The organism is Streptomyces genisteinicus (assembly GCF_014489615.1).
Taxonomy (GTDB): Bacteria; Actinomycetota; Actinomycetes; order Streptomycetales; family Streptomycetaceae; genus Streptomyces; species Streptomyces genisteinicus.
This window is the reverse complement of sequence record NZ_CP060825.1, coordinates 1818905-1837550: the sequence shown is the minus strand read 5'-3', so window position 1 is coordinate 1837550 and position 18646 is coordinate 1818905. Positions and strand designations below refer to the sequence as shown.

Below are 18646 nucleotides of genomic sequence, written 5' to 3'. Positions count from 1 at the left end.
GGAGGTGCCGGTGCGGTGCCCGGCAGGGGGGGCGGGGAGCGGCGGCGCCGCGGGCCCCTACTCCGGGAGGACGGGCACGCCGAGCAGCGGCCAGACCAGGAGGACGAACAGCAGCACCACCGCCGCGCTGAGCGGCGCGAGGAGCGCCGAGAGCCGCAGCAGGTCGCGCGGGGTGAAGGTGGGGACCTTCTCCGGTGGTTCGAAGAAGAGGGTGACCGGCTTCGCGGAGGCGGGCAGGGTGTGGCAGAAGCCGGCCGCCGCCGTCGAAGCCAGGGCGGCGGCCACCGGGTTGACGCCGGAGCCCACGGCCGCCGCCACCACCAGCGGCACCAGGACCGACGAACGTGCCGAGCGGGACTGGAGCACCAGATGGGCCGCGGTGCTGACCAGCACGACCACGGTGAGGAAGAGCCACGGCGGCACCGAGCCGGGCAGGCCGCCCGTCAGATGGCCCGCGGCGCCCGAGTCGACCAGGGCCACACCCATCGCGGTGGTCGCCGCCATGAACAGCAGCAGCGGCCAGGGCACGGTCCGCAGAGCGTCCTTCAGCCCGACCGTGCCGAGCGCGGGGGAGGCCGCGACGACGGCGCCGATCAGCGCGACCAGGGCCGGCGGAACCCCGTGCAGCGGTTCGCTGCACCAGAGGGCGACCACGGTCGCGAGCAGCACCGCGCAGCGGGCCTCCGCCGTGCCGAGGGGGCCGGTGACCGGGGTGGGGGAGTGCTCCTGGAGCTGTTCGGCCGTGATCCTCACCGGCCCCTTGCGGTCGGCGCGGGAGGTCGTCGTCAGCAGCACGGCCTCGGCCGCCAGATGGGAGGCGACGACAGCGAGCGGCAGTCCGAGCACCAGCCACTCGACGAAGCCGATCCGCTGCCCGGTCTGCTCGAACAGCACGCCCACCGTGATCAGATGGGCGCCCGCGCCGATCAGGGTGGCCACCGCCGAGAGCAGGATCACCGTCGGGAAGAGCAGAGCCAGCATCACCACCAGCCGCCGCCGCCCGGACAGCGCCCGGGCGAGCGCCAGGAACACCGGCAGCGCGAGGGCCGCGCGGCCGGAGGTGGCCGGCACCGCGAAGGCGGTCACCACCAGCGCGGCCGTGGTCAGGTGCACCAGTTGCCGCACACTGCGGGCCCCGCTGACCAGGAAGGCGGCGGCCCGCCCGGCGAGACCGGTCCTGGTGACCGCGGCGGCGATGACGAACGCGCAGATCAGCAGCCAGATCGTCGCGTCCCCGAGGGTGGCGAAGAGCGTGTCGGAGCTGATCACGCCGGTCGCGGTGAGCGCGAGGCCGGCGCCCAGGGCGACGTAGGTGTCGTCGACCGGGGCGGCGATCCAGGCGCAGGTGGCGAGCGCGAACACCGCGAGGGTGAGCCGCGCGTCACCGCCCAGCGAGGGGAGGACGCCCGGTACGGCGAGCAGGGCGCAGACGCTGAGCGCCGCGCAGAGCCAGGCCGCCTGGCGCAGGGAGAGGTTCACGGCATCCAGTCTTCGGCGGGGCCGTGAGCCGCTGATGAGCCGTCGATGAAGGGAACTTCATCGGCGTCGGGGCGCGCGGCTCAGGGCAGCCGGTAGCCCATGCCCCGCACGGTCTCCAGGCGTTCGGCGCCCAGCTTCTTGCGCAGCGCCCTGACGTACACGTCCACGATGTTGGAGCCCGGGTCGAAGTCGTAGCCCCAGACGTGGGAGAGGATCTGCTCCCGGCTCAGCACCTGCCCCGGATGCCGCAGGAACAGTTCCAGCAGCACGAACTCACGGGCCGTCAGGTCCACGGTGCGCTCGGACGCCCGCGCCCTGCGGGTGCGCAGGTCCAGGGTCAGGTCGCCGCTGCGCAGCACCGTCACCTCGGGGGCGCGGGCCGCGGTGCGCAGCCGCAGCCGCACCCGGGCCAGCAGTTCCTCGAAGCGGAACGGCTTGGTCATCCAGTCGTCCGCACCGCCTTCCAGGCCGGCGACCGTGTCCCGTACCGAGTCGCGGGCCGTCAGCACGACGACGGGCAGGGTGACCCGCGCCTCGCGCAGCTCGCGCAGCACGGTGAAGCCGTCCCGGCCCGGCAGGCCGATGTCCAGCAGCATCAGGTCGAAGCCGCCGCTGACCGCGTAGTCGAGCGCGGTGTCGCCGTCGGCGGCGACGGTCGTGGTGAAGCCGTTGGCCCGCAGGCCCTTCTCCACGAAGGAGGCGATCCGGTCCTCGTCCTCGGCAATCAGAATGCGGTTCACAGGGCTTCCTCCAGGACGAGTACGAACACGGCGCCGCTGCCCGGCCCTTCGGCGGCGCGCAGCTCCACGCGGCCGCCCCGGTGGCCCTCGGCTATGGCGCGGACGATGGACAGGCCCAGTCCCGCCCCGCTGGTGCGGGCGCCGCGGCGGGCGGTCCCGCGACGGAACCGTTCGAAGATCACCTCGGCGTCCTGGGGCTGCACGCCCGGCCCGCTGTCCGCCACGTACAGCTCGACGCGGCCCTCGGTCTCGTGCGAGCCGATGCGGATCCGGGCGCCGGGCACGGTGTGCTGGACCGCGTTCTGCGCGAGCTGCACCATGGCCTGGGTGATGCGCTGGGGGTCGAGCTGGGCCTCGCGGTCGGCGACCTGGTCGAGCACCCAGTCGCGTTCCCCGAGCGCCCGGGCCTTGACGAAGACGTCGGCGGTCAGTTCGCCGAGCTGGACCGGCTCGGGGCGGACGAAGTCCGGCCGTTCGGCCTTCGCCAGCAGCAGCAGGTCCTCGACGATCCGGCTCATCCGGTCCAGCTCGTCGGTGACCAGCCGGACCGTCTCGCGCTGCTCCGCCGGGTCGTCGCCCATCAGCTCCAGATGGCCGCGCACGATGGTGATCGGGGTGCGCAGTTCGTGCCCGGCGTCGTCGACGAACTGCCGCTGCCCGGCGAACGCCCGCTCCAGCCGGTCCAGCATGGCGTTGAAGGTCTCGGCGAGTGCGGCGATGTCGTCGCGGCCCTGTACCGGTATGCGCCGGGTCAGGTCCTGCTCGGTGAGCTTCTCGGCGGTGGCCCGCACCACGCGCACCGGTGCCAGGATGCGGCCCGCGACGGCCCAGCCGATGCCGGTGACGGTGATCAGGGCGACCCCGGAGATGGCGAGCAGGGTGCGGATCGCCTCGTCCGCGACGGCGCGTTCGCGGTCGGAGTGGAAGGCGACCACGAAGGCGGCCTCGGCGCCCGGGGAGGCGGCCCGGATCGGCACCTTCGCCCAGCGCACCTCGCCCTGCGGGCGGTCGAGCACCCCCGCGGTCCCCTCCGCGTCGAGGATCGCGGTGAGCGAGGCCCGGTCGGGGTGGAGCGCGATGTCGGGGCGGATCTCCCGGGACTGGCGGATCACGTGGACGCGCTGTCCGGGGGCGCGGGTCAGGCCGAGCAGTTCCTCGTCGGGGTCGGAGTACTGGCGCTGGAGGAAGACCCTCAGCAGCTTGTCCGGGTCCGTGAAGGTGCGGCCGGTGTCCGGGTCGACGCCCTGGGGGACGAAGTTCGCGAACTCCTGGGTCTCCTGGGTGAGGAGCTGGTTGATCCGGTGGTCGATGTCGCGCAGCAGCAGCGACCTGGTGGTCATGGCGACGGCGCCGAGCGCCACGGTCATGACCAGCAGGAGCCAGAGCAGGATGCGGACCCGTGCGGAGATCCGGCGGTCAGTTCTCGTCACCGGAGTCGTCGGCGTCGTCGTTGTCGTCGTCGTCGGTCGCCGCGGGGCCGGGGACGACCGCGTCCCCGGTGGGCGACGGGGTCGTCGGGACGGCGGTGGGATCCGCGGACGGGCCGCCGGAGGGCGTGCCCGAGGGCGGCGGGGCCGGGCGCGGGGTCGCGTCCAGCTCGACCGCGGGCGGCACCTCGGGGTCCCCGGGCGAGTCGGTCAGGGCGTAGCTGGTGGCGGCGATGCCGAGCGGGATGGCGACGACTGCGGCGAGCGTCGCCATGCGGTGGGTGAAGGCCATGCCCGTCATCGTGCGTCCTGCCGGGAAACACGGGATGAGGCGGGGATGAGGATTCCTTCATGTGCGGTGCCGCGGGCTCGCGGGCGGCCGCGGAGTGCGGCCGCCGGCCGGACCGGCGGGCTCAGGAGTCGAGGCCGATGGCGAACGCGGCCTCCAGGTCGTGCTGGGAGTAGGTGCGGAACGCCACGTGCGTGTCGGTCCCCTCGACACCGGGGATCTTGCTGATCCGGCCGGGGATCACGTCGGCCAGGTCGTCGTGCCTGGCCACCCGCACCATGGCGATCAGGTCGTAGGTCCCCGTCACGGAGAAGACCTCGCTGACGCTGTCCAGCGCGGCGATCGACTCGGCGATCTCCGGGATGCGGTCCACGCTGGTCTTGATGAGCACGATGGCGGTGATCACGGCTGTCCTTCTCCCTCGGTGGCCGCTGCAGAGGGACCGCTGCAGACGGGGCCAGCCTACTTGCCGGCCGGACGGCGTCATCCGGGGGAAGCGGTCGCCGGGGTGCGGCGGAAGCGGGCCCACGCCCACAGGAAGCCGACGGTGAATCCGGCCAGGTGGGCCAGGTAGGCGACGCCCGGTCCGCTCCCCGCGTTCTGGGCCGCCACCCACTGGAGGGCGAACCAGAAGACCAGCACCGCCCAGGCGGGGAACCGCAGCGGCAGGAAGAGGAGGAAGGGGAACAGGCTGGTGACCCTGGCCCGGGGGAAGAGGAAGAGGAAGGCGCCCAGCACGGCCGAGATCGCCCCCGACGCCCCCACCAGCGCCTGGGCGGACTCCGCGTTGGCCACGGCGAAGGCGAGCAGCGCCAGGTAGCCGGTGACCAGGTAGAAGAGGGCGAAGGCCGGCCGGCCCATCCGCTCCTCCGTCATCGCGCCGAAGACGTAGAGGAAGAGCATGTTGCCCAGCAGGTGGAGCCAGCTGCCGTGGATGAACAGGGCGGTGAGGGGGGTGAGCAGGGCACGGGGGTCGGCGGACATCAGTTCGACGGGGATCACGCCCCACCGTTCGAAGTACGCGGCCTGCGCGGCGAGCACCTCGTCGCCGATGCCGTAGGCCGGGTTCAGGCCGGAGACCGGACTGACGGCGAAGACCGCGCAGCACACCGCGATCAGGCCGTATGTCACCGCGGGACCCTTCACCGCCGCCCGGAGCGCGCCGCGCGCCGCGTCCGCGGAGACCCACCGACTGATCATGGACAGAGCATGGCGCAACGGGGCGTACGGGACGGAGTGCCTCGCCGTGACCGCGCCCAGCTCCGAGGCCGTAGGGTTGCAGGCAGTACATCCGCAGTTCGACGGCGCACCGCGGGTACCCGGATCCGTACGACGAATAGGACGGCATCATGACGACGGTTCCCTCGCCGACAGCCGAGACCCGGTGGCGCTGCACGCTCTGCGGCAACCTCACGCGCTTCGACGTCACGCGGTCGTCCAAGGTCGTCGAGTACGTCCATCTGGACCTCGCCGGTGAGCCGACCGTCGAAGAGCGTGACGTCGTCAGTGAGACCATCGAGTCGGTCCGCTGCCGCTGGTGCAACGCGGTGGACCAGATCGAACTGGTGGACAGGCCGGGCGCCGCTTCCTGACAGGGGCGGCCCCGCACAGGTGGCAGGGGTGACGGATCGTGGAGCAGCCCGCGAGTGGCGCGGAGCCGGCCGGTGCGGCCGGTGACGCCGCCGAGGCGCTCGACCGCCCCCTGCCCGAGGGCGTCAGACGCCGTGTCGTGGCGCTGGTCTCGGACGCGTTCGGCGGGCTGACCGTCACCGAACTGCCCGCCCAGCTCCGGCAGTACGCCCGCTTCACCCCCACCCGCCGCGCCCGGTTCGCCGGGAACGCCATGGCCGCCGCACTGGAGAGCGACCCCGTCTTCCGCCAGCGGATCGGCGAACGGCTCGCCAAGAGCCAGCCCGAGCTCGCGGGCGCCCTGGAGGCCGGCGCCCCGCCCGCGGCCGCCGATCCGGTGGACGTGGCGGCCGCCGCGTACGTCCTGAGGCCCACCGGATGGGTGAAACTGGTCGCCGCCGCGGGCGAGGAGGTCCAGCGGGCCGACGCCGAGCGCGCCGACGAGGAGGGCCGCCGCGAACTCGAGCGGCTGCGCGAGGAACTCGCGGACGCCCGCGCCCAGACCAAGGCGGAGACCGAGCGGCTGCGCGGCGAGCTGGAGGCCGCCCGCAAGGAGGGCGAGTCGCTCGCCCGCAAGCTGCGCAGCACCCAGGCGGACCTCAAGCGCGGTGAGGCGGCGCTGCGCCGCAGCACGGGCGAGATCGAGTCGGTGCGGGCGCAGGCGGCGGCCCAGGTGTCGGCGGCCGAGAGCGAGAGCCGGCGGCTGAAGGCCCGCCTCGGGGAGGCGGAGGCCGCCGTCGAGGCGGGGCGCCGCGCGGCGCGCGAGGGCCGGTCCGTGGAGGACATGCGGCTGCGGCTGCTGCTGGACACCGTGCTGGACGCCGCCCAGGGCCTGCGGCGCGAACTCGCCCTGCCGCCCGCCGGGATGCATCCGGCCGACACGGTCGACGCGGTGGAGCCGGGCCGCATGTCGCCCAAGGACATCGCCAACAGGGCGCTCTCGGAGACCGATCCGGCCCTGCTCGACCAGCTGCTCGCCCTGCCCCAGGCCCATCTGGTGGTCGACGGCTACAACGTCACCAAGACGGGCTATCCGACCATGCCGCTGGAGAAGCAGCGGCTTCGGCTGCTCGGCGGGCTCTCCATGCTGGCCGCGCAGAGCGGGGCCGAGGTCACCTGTGTCTTCGACGGCGCGGAACTGGCGGCGCCGGTGCTGCTGGCGCCGCCGCGCGGCGTGCGGGTGCTGTTCTCCAAGGCCGGGGTCACCGCCGACGAACTCATCCGCCAGCTGGTGCGCGCGGAGCCGCCGGGCCGGCCCGTGGTGGTCGTCTCGACCGACCGCGAGGTGGCCGACGGGGTGGCCAAGGCGGGGGCGCGCCCGGTTGCGTCCGCGATGCTCCTCAAGCGGCTTTCGCGCGTCTCGTAACATCCGGCGGCAATGCCCGAATTGGGGTCGCCTGCGGGGGACGGTGCGTCAAGTGGCCGCTACTGCGTGTGTGATGTGAGTAAAGAATGCCACTGGGGGCCGAGATTTTTCCGATGAGGATTTGAACTGATCACAAGAAGGTCACTAAGGTCTGGCTTCGAACCTTCGCGCGGTTGATCACCCAGCCGGGGTGGCAGCGAAGGAACCGCCGAGTTCGTGCAGTTCGACCCTGTTTCCCCCGGGGGCCCGACGTGCGGACGCCGGGGTCCCGAACCCCCCACAGCCCGGTAGGCGGCTCGAGGAAGAAGGAGCTCGCCTTCGTGGCGTCCCACCGTCGTCCCAAGCAGCCGAGCCGCACCCGTGTGACCGTGCTCACCGCGACCGCCGCAGCCGCCGTCGCCCTCTCCGCCCAGACCGCCCAGGCCGACCCGAAGCCGAGCAAGAGCGAGGTCAAGGAGAAGGTCGACAAGCTCTACGAAGAGGCGGAGAAGGCCACCGAGAAGTACAACGGGGCCAAGGAGAAGCAGGAGAAGCTCGACGAGCAGATCGACGCGCTCCAGGACAAGGTGGCGCGCGGTCAGGAGGAGCTCAACACCCTCCGCAACAGCCTCGGTTCGGTCGCGAGCGCCCAGTACCGCTCCGGCGGGATCGACCCCTCGCTCCAGCTCTTCCTCTCCGGCGACCCCGACACCTACCTGGACAAGGCCTCCGCGCTGGACCAGCTCGGCGCCAAGCAGACCGACGCCATCCAGGAGATCCAGGCCAAGCAGCGCACCCTCGCGCAGCAGCGCCAGGAGGCCCAGGGCAAGCTGACGGACCTGGCGGACACCCGCAAGGAACTGGGCGAGAAGAAGAAGGAAGTCCAGGCCAAGCTCGCGGACGCGCAGAAGCTGCTCAACTCCCTCACCGCCGCCGAGCGTGCCGCGCTGGCCGCCGACGACACCCGCGCCAACCGGGCCAGCGCCCGCGCCGACCTGGGCAACTCCGTCCCCGCGTCGCAGCGCGCGGCCGCCGCGTTCGCCGCCGCCCAGTCCAAGATCGGCACCCCGTACGTCTACGGCGCTTCCGGACCGAGCTCCTTCGACTGCTCCGGCCTCACCTCCTGGGCCTACGCCCAGGCCGGTGTCTCCATCCCGCGCACCAGCCAGTCGCAGGCCAACGCCGGTACCCGGATCTACTCCCAGGGGCAACTCCAGCAGGGCGACCTGGTCATCTTCTACGGCGACCTGCACCACGTCGGCTTCTACGCCGGCAACGGCCAGGTGCTGCACGCCCCGAAGCCGGGCGCCAACGTGCGCTACGAGTCGATCAACAACATGCCCTTCCAGTTCGGCGTGCGTATCTGACGGACCGTCCGACGGCGGGTGCGGGAGACTCCCACACCCGTCCGAACGGGGGAATTCCGTCCCCTTCCGCTGACGTCGCGCCCCGCCGGTGACCTGTGTTTCCGGCGGGGCGTCACTGTGCGTGCCCGCCGCGGTCGTTGGCCGCCGCGTGGTCGCACGGCTACTGTCTGCCGCGCAACATCCCCAGTCCTTCGCGTTCAGCGACGTGTGCGGAAGGGAGCGCGGCCCGTGGTGTCCCACCGCCGACCCTCACAGACCGGTCTCGCATCGAGTGCCCGGACCACCGTGCTGTCCGCCGCCGCGGCGGCGACCGCGGCCGCCGGGCTCGGCGCGACCCCCGCGGGGGCCGAGCCCCGCGAACCCGCCCGGGCCACCCGCGCCCAGGTCGACCGGCTCCACCAGGAGGCCGAACAGGCCACCGAGCGCTTCAACAAGGCCCGCGAGGACGCCGCCCGGCTCCGCGAGCGGGTGGCGCACGCCCAGGACAGCGTCGCCCGCGGCCAGGAGCGCATCAACCGGATGCGCGACACCCTCGGCACCGTCGCGGGCGCCCAGTACCGCTCCGGCGGCGTCGACCCGGCGCTCGAACTCCTCCTCTCCGCGGACCCCGACACCTACCTGGACCGGGCCGCCGTCCTCGACCGCGTCGGCGAACGCCAGGCGCACACCCTGAGCGAACTCCGCAGCAGACAGCGCGACCTGGGACAGGAGCGCGCCGAGGCCGCCCGGGACCTGACCGAACTCGAGCGCAGCCGCGCCGAGGTCGCCCGCCACAAGCGCAGCGTCGAACGCAAGCTCGCCGAGGCCCGCCGGCTGCTGAACAGCCTGCCGGACGCCGAACGCGACGCCTTCGACCGCGCCTCGCGCAGCGGGCGCGACGGCGTCCCGCCCGGCCTCGACGGCCTCCCCGCGAGCTCCCGGCACGCCTCGGCCGCCGCGCTCGCCGCCCGCGGCGCGGTGGGCCGCCCGTACGTGTGGGGCGCCAGCGGTCCCTCCGGCTTCGACTGCTCGGGCCTCGTGCAGTGGTCCTACGCACAGGCGGGCGTCGGCCTGCCGCGGACCTCCCAGGCCCAGGCGAACGCCGGCCGCCGCATCCCGCTCTCCGAGGCGAGACCCGGCGACATCGTCACCTACCGCGGCGACGCCAGCCACGTCGGGATGTACATGGGCAACGGCCAGGTCGTCCACGCGCCCTACCCGGGCGCCTCCGTCCGCTACGACCCCGTCGGGATGATGCCCGTGCACGCGGTCACCCGCGTCTGACCCGCCCTCCCGCAGGACCGCGCCCGGCGGGCCCCGGGGGCCGCATGGCCCCTCGGGGGGCGGTCCCGGTCCGCCTCGCGCCGCCGCTTTCCGTACGATCGGCAGCGTGGCAGGTCACGGGCGCGCGGCACGCGCGGCGGCACGGCGTACGGCGGGGCTCGGCCTCGCCGTCGTGCTGCTGCTGCCCGCCTGCACCTCCCGGACCGCCCCGGTCGACCCGACCGCCGAGGCCGTCCGGCGCACCCTCGACGCCCGTGCGGACGCCGTCCTCCGCCACGACCGCGCCGCCTGGCTCGATGTGCTCGACCCCCGGGCCGGCGCCCTGCGCGAAGCCCAGGGCACGGAGTTCGACAACTTCGCCGACGTGCCGTTCGGCAGCTGGGAGTACACCGTCCGGGGCGTCCGCCACCAGGGCGGCCGGGCCGTCGCCGACGCCGAGCTGCGCTACCGCGTCGACGGCTACGACACGGCACCCGTCGTCGCCTCCCGCATCGTCGAACTCGCCGAGCGCGACGGCCGCTGGTACGTCACGGCCGACCGGCCCGGCAGCGGCGCACCGCAGCAGCTGTGGCAGCAGGGCGACGTGGAGGCCGTGCGCGGCAGCCGCAGCCTGGTGCTCGGCGTCGGACAGGACCCGAAGAGGCTGCGGGAGCTCGCCGCCGCCACCGACCTGGCGGTGCCCGCCGTCACGGACGCCTGGCCGCAGGAGTGGGCGGGCCGGGTGGTCGTGCTGGTGCCGCCGTCCCTGGAGGACATGGGCCGGCTGCTGGGCGCCCCGGCGGCGGGGTTCCGGGGCATCGCCGCCGTCACCACGGGCAGGAGCGGAGGCGGACCGGACGCCCCCGCCGACCGGGTGGTCGTCAACCCCGAGGCGTACGGACTCCTCGGCGAGCACGGTCAGGACGTCGTGCTCACCCACGAGACCGTCCACGTCGCGACCCGGGCCCACACCTCGGCCGCCACACCCATGTGGCTCTCCGAGGGCTTCGCCGACTGGGTCGCCTACCGCGGCAGCGGGCGCAGCGCCGAGGAGATCGCGCCCGAACTGCGCGACGCGGTCCGGGCGGGCGATCTGCCGTCCGCGCTCCCCGACGACCAGGCGTTCTCCTTCGGCGGCGACGCGGGGGCGCTGGCCCGGGCCTACGAGGGCGGCTGGCTGGCGTGCGAGCTGATCGCGGAGCGCTGGGGCGAGGAGCGCCTCACCGGCGTCTACCGGTCGGTCGGCGCGGCGGAGCACCGGGACGGCGCCGTCGAGCACGCCCTGGCCCGGGAGCTGGGCGTCACGGTCGAGGACTTCACCGCGCAGTGGCGCGACCATCTGCGCGAACGCCTGGGCTGACGCCGGCCGGGGCCCCGGCCGGGCCCTCCCACAGGCGGCGCCCGGCGACGACGGCCGCGGCCACCAGCAGCCCGTTGCGCGCGACGAGCAGCCCGATGCCGAGCGCGTCGCTCGCCACCACATGGCCGAACCAGACCGGGAACTCCAGCACGGTCACGGCGGTGGCGGCCAGCACCAGCAGCGCCGGACGCCCCATCCGCGTCTCCCGGCGCACCAGGCAGACGGCCGCCAGCCCGACCAGCCACACCAGATACTGCGGGCTGATCACCCGGCTGGTCACCGTGAAGAGCAGCACCGCGGTGAACGCCGCGTCCGCCGTCGTCGCCGGCCCCCACTCCCGGGCCCGCAGCCGCCACACCAGCAGCCAGACCATCGCGGCCGCGCTGAGCGCCAGGGCGACGGCGCTCACCACCCCCACGTACGGTCCGACGAACTCGACCGAGCCGTAGTTCAGCAGCACCTCGCCGCGCCACCCGAGATGGCGGGCCACATGGAACACCAGCGCGCCGAGCGACTCGACCTCCGTGCCCCGGTCGCGCTGGAAGCCGAGGAACGCCGTCGCACCCGGCATCGCCACCACGAAGCCGGCCGTCAGCGCCACGGCCGTCACGGCGGCCGCACCCCACGCCCGCCGCGCCGCCCGGCCCCGCTCCACGCCCACCAGCAGCAGCACCGGCCACACCTTCAGCAGCGCGCCGAACGCCGCCAGCGCGCCCAGCACCCGGGGCCGCCGCGCCCCCGCGAGCAGGGCGGCCACGGCGACCGCCGTGACCATCAGGTCGTAGCGCGCGTAGACCGTCGGTCCCAGCAGCGGCACCCCGGCCACCCAGGCCCACACGGCCCGCTGCCGGGCGTCCGGCCGCTGCGCCGCCCGCAGCATCAGCAGGACGAGCAGGTCGCACAGGCACACCAGGACGAAGAAGGCCGTGTCGTAGGGGAGCCACGGCAGCAGCCCGGGGGAGAGGATCGCGAGCGCCGCCGCGGGCGGATACTGCCAGGTGACGTCGTCCAGCGGGAACGTGCCGGTGCGCAGCACCTCGTACCAGCCCCGGTAGATCACCGACACGTCGGTCGTCACGTCGGGGCCCGGAAAGGTGAGCGGACCGAGCACGAACAGGAGCAGCACCGTCCGGGTCGCCGCCCACACCGCCAGGGGCAGGGCGGCGCCCGTGCCGCGGGGCGCCTTCGCCATCTGCTGCCTCTCGTCTCCGCCGCCGTGGCTGCCCATCATGCCGGGAGGGTCCCCGCGGGCCCGGTAATGAGCCCGGCGGGCGGGCCGGGGGTGGTGGCGGGGCCGCCGGGTGGGCGGGTCGGGGGCGGTGGCGCACGGGATGCGGGCCGGGGCGGTGGCGCACGGGTCGTGGGGCGGGAGGCCTGCGCCGGGGCCGCGTCCGCTGCCGGGGGCGCGTTGGGTACTGTCGGCGGCGATGCACAAGACGCTGATCGTGACGAACGACTTCCCGCCCAGGCCCGGCGGCATCCAGGCATTCCTGCACAACATGGCGCTGCGGCTGGACCCCGGCCGCATCGTCGTCTACGCCTCCACCTGGAAGCGCGGCCGGGAGGGCGAGGAGGCGACGGCGGCCTTCGACGCCGAGCAGCCGTTCACCGTCGTCCGCGACCGCACCACGATGCTGCTCCCCACCCCGAGGGTCACCCGGCGGGCCGTGGGCCTGCTGCGCGAGCACGGCTGCGAGTCCGTGTGGTTCGGGGCGGCCGCGCCGCTCGGGCTGATGGCGCCGTCCCTGCGCGCGGCGGGCGCGCGGCGCCTCGTGGCCACCACGCACGGCCACGAGGCGGGCTGGGCCCAGCTCCCCGCCTCCCGCCAGCTGCTGCGCAGGATCGGCGAGGGCACCGACACCATCACCTACCTCGGCGAGTACACCCGCTCGCGGATCGCCCGGGCGCTCACCCCGCAGGCCGCCGCCCGCATGGTGCAGCTGCCGCCCGGCGTCGACGAGAAGACCTTCCACCCGGGCTCCGGCGGCGACCGGGTCCGCGAACGCCTGGGGCTCAGCGACCGGCCGGTGGTCGTCTGCGTGTCGCGGCTCGTGCCGCGCAAGGGCCAGGACACGCTGATCCGGGCGATGCCCGCGATCCTCGCGCAGGTGCCGGACGCCGTCCTCCTGGTCGTCGGGGGCGGGCCGTACGAGAAGGACCTGCGCGCCCTCGCGGGGCGCACGGGCGTGGCGCACGCGGTCCGCTTCACGGGGGCCGTGCCCTGGTCGGAGCTGCCCGCGCACTACGGCGCGGGCGACGTCTTCGCGATGCCGTGCCGCACCCGGCGCGGCGGGCTGGACGTGGAGGGCCTCGGCATCGTCTACCTGGAGGCCTCGGCGACCGGCCTCCCGGTGGTGGCCGGCGACTCCGGCGGCGCTCCGGACGCCGTGCTCGACGGCGAGACCGGCTGGGTCGTGCGCGGCGGGGAGCCCGCCGACTGCGCCGACCGCATCGTGACCCTGCTCCGCGACCCCGACCTCCGCCGCCGCATGGGCGAGCGGGGCCGCGCCTGGGTGGAGGAGCGCTGGCGCTGGGACCTCCTCGCGGGGAGGCTGCGCGAGCTGCTCTGACGGGGGTGCCGCCGGGGGGCGGCGGTGCGGGGGCCGTTGCCGTTGCCCGGGGGCGTTCGCTGCGGGGCCGTTGCCCGGGGCGGTGTCGGTTGCCCGCTGCCGGGGGGCTCGGTGGGGGTGCCGTCTTTGCGGGGGCTCCGCCCCCGTGCCCCCGCGCCTCCATCGCCGGCGGGGCTGGGAAGGTGCTGCGCGGTCGGCGGGGTCGGGACGGTGTCCGTAGCCCGGCGGGGCTGGGGAGGGCCGGCCCGTTCGGTGGCCGGGGCCTGTGCGGGCGTGTGACGGTCCCCGTGGGGTCCGGCCAGGGCAGGGGCGGTCCGCCCGCTGCGGACCGGATACGCGGCCGTTGCCCGGGGCGGTTTCGGTTGCCCGCTGCCGGGGGCTCGGTGGGGGTGCCGTCTTTGCGGGGGCTCCGCCCCCGTGCCCCCGCGCCTCAATCGCCGGCGGGGCTGGGAAGGTGGTCCGTGCCCCGTGAGCCCGCACGCCCGGGCGGGAGCCCCGCGCGCACCGTGCGGTGCGCGCGTCCCCGCCCGCGGCGCGGGTCAGCCGCGGTACAGGGACTCGATCTCGTCCGCGAAGTCCTTCGCCACCACGTTCCGCTTCAGCTTCAGCGACGGCGTGATGTGCCCCGCCTCCTCCGTGAACTGCGTCGCGAGGATGCGGAACTTGCGGACCGACTCCGCCTTGGAGACCGCGGCGTTGCCGTCGTCGACCGCCCGCTGGATCTCGGCGAGCAGCTGCGGATCCTCGCGCAGTGCCGCCGCCGAGGACCCGGCGGGCTTGCCGTTGTCGGCCGCCCAGCGGACGAGGAAGTCCTCGTCGACGGTGACCAGCGCGCCCACGAACGGGCGGCCGTCGCCGACGACCATGCACTCGGCGACCAGCGCGTGCGCCCGGATGCGGTCCTCGATGACCGCGGGGGCGACGTTCTTGCCGCCGGCGGTGACGATGATCTCCTTCTTGCGGCCGGTGATGGCGAGGTAGCCGTCCTCGTCGAGGGTGCCGATGTCACCCGTGTGGAACCAGCCGTCGGCCAGCGCCTCCGCGGTGGCCGCCTCGTTGTCCCAGTAGCCGGAGAAGATGTGCTCGCCGTGGAGCAGGACCTCGCCGTCGTCGGCGATGCGCACGACGGAGCCGGGCAGCGGCTGGCCGACCGTGCCGATCTTCTGGCGGTCCCACGGGTTGAACGCGGTGGCCGCGCAGGACTCCGTGAGGCCGTAGCCCTCCAGGACGGTGAAGCCGATCCCGCGGAAGAAGTGGCCGAGGCGCTCGCCGAGCGGGGCGCCGCCGGAGATGGCGTACTCGCCGCGCCCGCCGAGCACCGCGCGGAGCTTGCTGAAGACCAGCTTGTCGAAGACCTTGTGCTTCAGCCGCAGGCCGATGGAGGGCCCCGAGGGCGTCGCCAGGGCCTGGCTCCAGGCGATCGCGGTGCCGGCGGCCTTGTCGAAGATCTTGCCCTTGCCGTCGGCCTGGGCCTTGGCGCGGGCCGAGTTGTACACCTTCTCGAAGACGCGCGGCACGCCGAGGACGAGCGTCGGCCGGAAGGAGGCCAGCTCGTCGGTGAGGTTCTTGATGTCCGGTACGCAGCCCAGCTTGATGGGCGCCATCACCGAGGCGACCTCGACCAGGCGGCCGAAGACATGGGCGGCGGGCAGGAACAGCAGCACCGAGCACTCGCCGGTGCGGAAGAGCGGCTTCAGGCGCTCCACGACGTTGCCGCACTCGGCGAAGAACGCCCGGTGGGTGAGCACGCAGCCCTTGGGGCGCCCGGTGGTGCCGGAGGTGTAGACGATGGTGGCCGGGTCGTCCGCCTTGGCGGACGAGCTGCGCTCGTCGACCACCTCGTCGGTGACCGCGGCGCCCGACGCCTCCAGCTCGGCGACCGCGCCCGCGTCGAGCTGCCAGACGTGGCGCAGCTCCGGCAGGGAGCCGCGGACGGACTCCACGGCGGCGGAGTGGGCCGCGCTCTCGACGACGACGGCGACGGCGCCCGAGTTGCCGAGGATCCACTGGACCTGCTCGGCCGAGCTGGTCTCGTAGACCGGGACGGTGACCGCGCCCGCGCTCCAGATCGCGAAGTCGAGCAGCACCCACTCGTAGCGGGTGCGCGACATCAGGCCCACCCGGTCGCCCGGCCGGATGCCGGCGGCGATGAGGCCCTTGGCGGCGGCGCGCACCTCCGCGAGGAACTGCACGGCGGTGACGTCGGTCCACGCGCCGGCGACCTTGCGGCTCATGACGGCCACATCTGGGTGCTGAGCGGCGTTGCGGCGGATGAGATCCGTCAGGTTGCCGTCCGTCGGGACCTCGTACAGGGCCGGAAGGCTGAACTCGCGCAAGACTGCTGCTCCTCATCGGGCTCCGGCGCCACGGCTCTGTGTGATGCGCCGGCTGCGGTCCACGTCGGGCAGGTGCTCGTGGGGGCGAGCACGACTGGACCTCCCGGACGTTACCCATCGGTAGTCGGTTCCCGGTAGGGGGTCCCGGCCAATGTTCCCTGCGTCACACGGCTGCGGCTGGGCGTCGGGTGAAGTATTCCACCCTTGGATGTCGTGCGAGTAACCGCAGGTGGAGACCCTCTGTCCACGGTGTGTGGACGGGTCGTAGGGTGCTCGCCATGGCGGGTATGCGAGTCAACGTGGTCAGCGACGTGCACGGCAACGCGAAGGATCTGGCCACCGCGGGCGACGGCGCGGACGCCCTGGTCTGCCTGGGCGATCTCGTGCTCTTCCTCGACTACGCCGACCATTCGCGCGGCATCTTCCCCGACCTCTTCGGCACCGCCAACGCCGACCTGATCGTGGAGCTGCGCACCGCGCGCCGGTTCGACGAGGCCCGCGACCTGGCCCGCGGCCTCTGGGCCGAACTGGGCGTCGACCGTGAGACGGCCGTGGTCTCCGCGGTGCGCCGGCAGTACGCCGAGCTGTTCGCCGCCTTCCCCGCCCCGACGTACGCGACCTACGGCAATGTCGACATCCCGACCCTGTGGCCCGAGTTCGCCCAGCCCGGCACCACCGTCCTCGACGGGGAGCGGGTGGAGATCGGCGGCCGTGTCTTCGGGTTCGTCGGCGGCGGACTGCGCACCCCCATGCGGACCCCGTTCGAGATCTCCGACGAGGAGTACGCCGCCAAGGTCGAGGCGCTCGGCGAGGTGGACGTGCTCTGCTCGCACATCCCGCCCGAGGTGCCGGACCTGACCTACGACACGGTGGCCCGCCGCTTCGAGCGGGGCAGCCGGGCCCTGCTGGACGCGATCCGCCGCACCCGGCCCCGCTACGCCCTCTTCGGGCACGTGCACCAGCCGCTGGTGCGGCGCATGCGGATCGGCGCCACCGAGTGCGTCAACGTGGGGCACTTCGCCTCCACCGGGAAGCCGTGGACGCTGAGCTGGTGACGGGGGGGAGCGGGGGCCGGACACCGGCAGGGTGGTGAGGGCACCGCGACAGCGGGTCACGGCGGCGCGGTAGCCTGCACACCATCACACGACCCCGGCACACGACCCCGGTCGTCACCGCACTGTTGAGGAGCCGCAGCGATGGCGGAACACACCAGCTCGAGCATCACCATCGATGCGGCGCCGGCCGACGTCATGGGCGTGATCTCCGACTTCGCGCGCTACCCCGAGTGGACCGGCGAGGTGAAGGAGGCCGAGGTGCTCGCCTCCGACGCCCAGGGCCGCGCCGAGCAGGTCCGGCTCGTCCTCGACGCCGGTGCGATCAAGGACGACCACACCCTCGCCTACACCTGGCACGGCGACGACGAGGTCAGCTGGACGCTGGTGAAGTCGCAGATGCTCCGGGCGCTCGACGGCTCCTACCGCCTCGCGCCCGTCGGCGGCGGCGACCGCACCGAGGTCACCTACCGGCTGACCGTGGACGTCAAGATCCCCATGCTGGGCATGATCAAGCGCAAGGCCGAGAAGGTCATCATCGACCGCGCCCTCGCCGGTCTGAAGAAGCGCGTCGAGAGCGGCGCCGGCGCCTGATGCACCGGGTCCTCGTCACCGGCCTCGGAGGCGCGGGCCGTACGACCGTCGCCGCGGCCTCGGCACTCGCCGCCGCCTCGGCGGGCCGCCGCACGCTGCTGCTCTCGGCCGGGACGCACCCCGTGCCCGGCGTCCCCGCCGGGGGCACGCCCGGGAGCCCGACGGCCGTCGCGGACGGCCTGTGGGCGGCCCGCGTCGACACCGCCGCCGACTTCCGCGCCGAGTTCCTCGACCTCCAGGACCGGGTATCGGCCGCCCTCGACCTGCTCGGGGCCACGCCCTTCGAGGACGAGGAGCTGACCGAGCTGCCCGGCAGCACGGAGTTCGCGCTGCTGCGCGCGCTGGCGGGCGCGTCCCGGGGGGAGTGGGACGTCGTCGTCGCCGACATGCCGCCGCTCGACGAGACCGTGGCCCTGCTCGCCCTGCCCGAGCGGCTGCGCCGCTATCTGCGCAGGCTGCTGCCGCCCGAACGGCAGGCCGCCCGCGCGCTGCGGCCGGTGCTCGCCCAGCTCGCCGGCGTCCCTATGCCGGCGCAGTGGCTGTACGAGACCGCCGGACGCTGGGACACCGCGCTCGCGGACGTCCAGGCGGCCGTCGAGGACCCGGGCACCCGGCTCACCGTCGTCGCCGAACCGGGCCCGGCCGCCGCGGAACGGCTGCGCGCCGCCCGCCCCGGCCTCGGGCTCTTCGGCCACGCGGTGCACGCCGTCGTCGCCAACCGCGTGGTGCCCGGCGACTCCCCGGACCCGTGGGCGGCCGCGCTCGCCGCCCAGCAGGCCGAGTGCCTGAAGGAATGGCGCGGCGCCTGGCCCCCGGCGGCCGTCGTCGGCGCCCTGCCGCACCTGGGCCGCGACCCGCGGGACCTCGCCGATCTCGCCCGGCTGGCCGGCGAGCCCGTCCTCGCCCCGCCCGCAGGAGCCGGAGCCCGGCGGGGCCCCGCCGACCCCGTGCACGGAGACGACGGCACCCTGGTCTGGCACCTGCCCCTGCCGGACGCGGTCAAGGAGGAGGTCTCCCTGGTGCGCCGGGGGGACGAACTCCTCGTCACCGCCGGTCCGTTCCGCCGGATCCTGCCGCTGCCGCCGGTGCTGCGGCGCTGCACGGTGGCGGGCGCGGGGCTGGCCGACGGCACGCTCTCCGTACGGTTCGCGCCCGACCCCGGCCTGTGGCCGCGGACACGCTGAACACGGCGGGGCCGTTCGGGTAACGTCGAAGG

General features: G+C 74.4%; 17 protein-coding genes. 9 read left to right on the top strand and 8 right to left on the bottom strand.

What is annotated here, in order from left to right:
- Window positions 1–57 precede the first annotated feature (57 nt).
- The 6 genes from IAG43_RS08115 to IAG43_RS08090 all read right to left on the bottom strand — a co-directional run bounded on the left by IAG43_RS08115 (window position 58) and on the right by IAG43_RS08090 (window position 5135).
- Complete coding sequence (locus IAG43_RS08115) at window positions 58–1479, bottom strand: SLC13 family permease (RefSeq protein ID WP_187740078.1); 1422 nt, start codon at window positions 1477–1479, stop codon at window positions 58–60.
- Window positions 1480–1559: 80 nt separating this feature from the next.
- Entirely contained in the window at window positions 1560–2219 is a 660-nt protein-coding gene (locus IAG43_RS08110) for a response regulator transcription factor (RefSeq protein ID WP_187740077.1), read from the bottom strand.
- A complete protein-coding gene (locus tag IAG43_RS08105) occupies window positions 2216–3586 on the bottom strand; it encodes a sensor histidine kinase (protein ID WP_187744348.1) in 1371 nt (456 codons plus the stop codon). Before IAG43_RS08105 ends, IAG43_RS08110 begins: the two co-directional genes overlap by 4 nt.
- Before the next feature lie 49 nt (window positions 3587–3635).
- Window positions 3636–3938 carry a small hydrophilic protein gene (locus tag IAG43_RS08100; RefSeq protein ID WP_187740076.1) on the bottom strand — a complete coding sequence of 101 codons (303 nt, stop codon included), beginning with the start codon at window positions 3936–3938 and terminating at the stop codon, window positions 3636–3638.
- Window positions 3939–4059: 121 nt separating this feature from the next.
- The gene (locus IAG43_RS08095) at window positions 4060–4341 is read right to left on the bottom strand and encodes an Lrp/AsnC family transcriptional regulator (RefSeq protein WP_161699606.1); all 282 of its coding nucleotides are present in this window, start codon (window positions 4339–4341) and stop codon (window positions 4060–4062) included.
- Window positions 4342–4418: 77 nt separating this feature from the next.
- On the bottom strand, window positions 4419–5135 hold the full coding sequence (locus IAG43_RS08090; RefSeq protein WP_187740075.1) for a rhomboid family intramembrane serine protease: 717 nt from the start codon (window positions 5133–5135) through the stop codon (window positions 4419–4421).
- 149 nt (window positions 5136–5284) lie between these two features.
- Here IAG43_RS08090 and IAG43_RS08085 point away from each other — a divergent pair, with 149 nt between their 5' ends.
- The 5 genes from IAG43_RS08085 (at window position 5285) to IAG43_RS08065 (ending at window position 10878) form a co-directional block, all read left to right on the top strand.
- A complete protein-coding gene (locus IAG43_RS08085; protein ID WP_018848810.1) occupies window positions 5285–5527 on the top strand; it encodes a hypothetical protein in 243 nt (80 codons plus the stop codon).
- A gap of 38 nt (window positions 5528–5565) precedes the next feature.
- Window positions 5566–6930, top strand: a complete 1365-nt coding sequence (locus IAG43_RS08080; protein ID WP_187740074.1) for an NYN domain-containing protein — start codon at window positions 5566–5568, stop codon at window positions 6928–6930.
- Window positions 6931–7250: 320 nt separating this feature from the next.
- Window positions 7251–8276 carry a C40 family peptidase gene (locus IAG43_RS08075; RefSeq protein ID WP_187740073.1) on the top strand — a complete coding sequence of 342 codons (1026 nt, stop codon included), beginning with the start codon at window positions 7251–7253 and terminating at the stop codon, window positions 8274–8276.
- A gap of 228 nt (window positions 8277–8504) precedes the next feature.
- Entirely contained in the window at window positions 8505–9539 is a 1035-nt protein-coding gene (locus tag IAG43_RS08070; protein WP_187740072.1) for a C40 family peptidase, read from the top strand.
- A 106-nt stretch (window positions 9540–9645) separates the two neighbouring features.
- Window positions 9646–10878 carry a hypothetical protein gene (locus IAG43_RS08065; protein ID WP_425508582.1) on the top strand — a complete coding sequence of 411 codons (1233 nt, stop codon included), beginning with the start codon at window positions 9646–9648 and terminating at the stop codon, window positions 10876–10878.
- Here IAG43_RS08065 and IAG43_RS08060 read toward each other — a convergent pair.
- On the bottom strand, window positions 10835–12109 hold the full coding sequence (locus tag IAG43_RS08060; RefSeq protein WP_425508581.1) for a glycosyltransferase 87 family protein: 1275 nt from the start codon (window positions 12107–12109) through the stop codon (window positions 10835–10837). The two genes, IAG43_RS08065 and IAG43_RS08060, sit on opposite strands and share 44 nt — an antisense overlap.
- Window positions 12110–12305: 196 nt before the next feature.
- Between IAG43_RS08060 and IAG43_RS08055 the strand changes: the two genes are divergently transcribed.
- Complete coding sequence (locus IAG43_RS08055) at window positions 12306–13448, top strand: glycosyltransferase family 4 protein (protein ID WP_187740071.1); 1143 nt, start codon at window positions 12306–12308, stop codon at window positions 13446–13448.
- Window positions 13449–13987: 539 nt separating this feature from the next.
- Here IAG43_RS08055 and IAG43_RS08050 read toward each other — a convergent pair.
- Complete coding sequence (locus IAG43_RS08050) at window positions 13988–15784, bottom strand: AMP-dependent synthetase/ligase (protein WP_187740070.1); 1797 nt, start codon at window positions 15782–15784, stop codon at window positions 13988–13990.
- A 287-nt stretch (window positions 15785–16071) separates the two neighbouring features.
- Between IAG43_RS08050 and IAG43_RS08045 the strand changes: the two genes are divergently transcribed.
- The 3 genes from IAG43_RS08045 to IAG43_RS08035 all read left to right on the top strand — a co-directional run bounded on the left by IAG43_RS08045 (window position 16072) and on the right by IAG43_RS08035 (window position 18614).
- Complete coding sequence (locus tag IAG43_RS08045) at window positions 16072–16839, top strand: metallophosphoesterase family protein (RefSeq protein ID WP_187744345.1); 768 nt, start codon at window positions 16072–16074, stop codon at window positions 16837–16839.
- Between the two features lie 141 nt (window positions 16840–16980).
- The gene (locus IAG43_RS08040) at window positions 16981–17430 is read left to right on the top strand and encodes an SRPBCC family protein (RefSeq protein WP_187740069.1); all 450 of its coding nucleotides are present in this window, start codon (window positions 16981–16983) and stop codon (window positions 17428–17430) included.
- Window positions 17430–18614, top strand: coding sequence for an ArsA family ATPase (locus IAG43_RS08035; protein WP_187740068.1), 1185 nt, complete (start codon window positions 17430–17432; stop codon window positions 18612–18614). The genes IAG43_RS08040 and IAG43_RS08035 overlap by 1 nt, the downstream gene beginning before the upstream one ends.
- Window positions 18615–18646: the final 32 nt, after the last annotated feature.

Excerpts from the sequence above, each read along its gene's own strand:
- IAG43_RS08105 (WP_187744348.1), bottom strand. The coding sequence starts at position 3,586 with ATGACCGTGGCGCTCGGCGCCGTCGCCATGACCACCAGGTCGCTGCTG.
- IAG43_RS08100 (WP_187740076.1), bottom strand. The coding sequence starts at position 3,938 with ATGGCCTTCACCCACCGCATGGCGACGCTCGCCGCAGTCGTCGCCATC.
- IAG43_RS08090 (WP_187740075.1), bottom strand. The coding sequence starts at position 5,135 with ATGATCAGTCGGTGGGTCTCCGCGGACGCGGCGCGCGGCGCGCTCCGG.
- IAG43_RS08085 (WP_018848810.1), top strand. The coding sequence starts at position 5,285 with ATGACGACGGTTCCCTCGCCGACAGCCGAGACCCGGTGGCGCTGCACG.
- IAG43_RS08060 (WP_425508581.1), bottom strand. The coding sequence starts at position 12,109 with ATGATGGGCAGCCACGGCGGCGGAGACGAGAGGCAGCAGATGGCGAAG.
- IAG43_RS08055 (WP_187740071.1), top strand. The coding sequence starts at position 12,306 with ATGCACAAGACGCTGATCGTGACGAACGACTTCCCGCCCAGGCCCGGC.
- IAG43_RS08045 (WP_187744345.1), top strand. The coding sequence starts at position 16,072 with ATGCGAGTCAACGTGGTCAGCGACGTGCACGGCAACGCGAAGGATCTG.
- IAG43_RS08040 (WP_187740069.1), top strand. The coding sequence starts at position 16,981 with ATGGCGGAACACACCAGCTCGAGCATCACCATCGATGCGGCGCCGGCC.
- IAG43_RS08035 (WP_187740068.1), top strand. The coding sequence starts at position 17,430 with ATGCACCGGGTCCTCGTCACCGGCCTCGGAGGCGCGGGCCGTACGACC.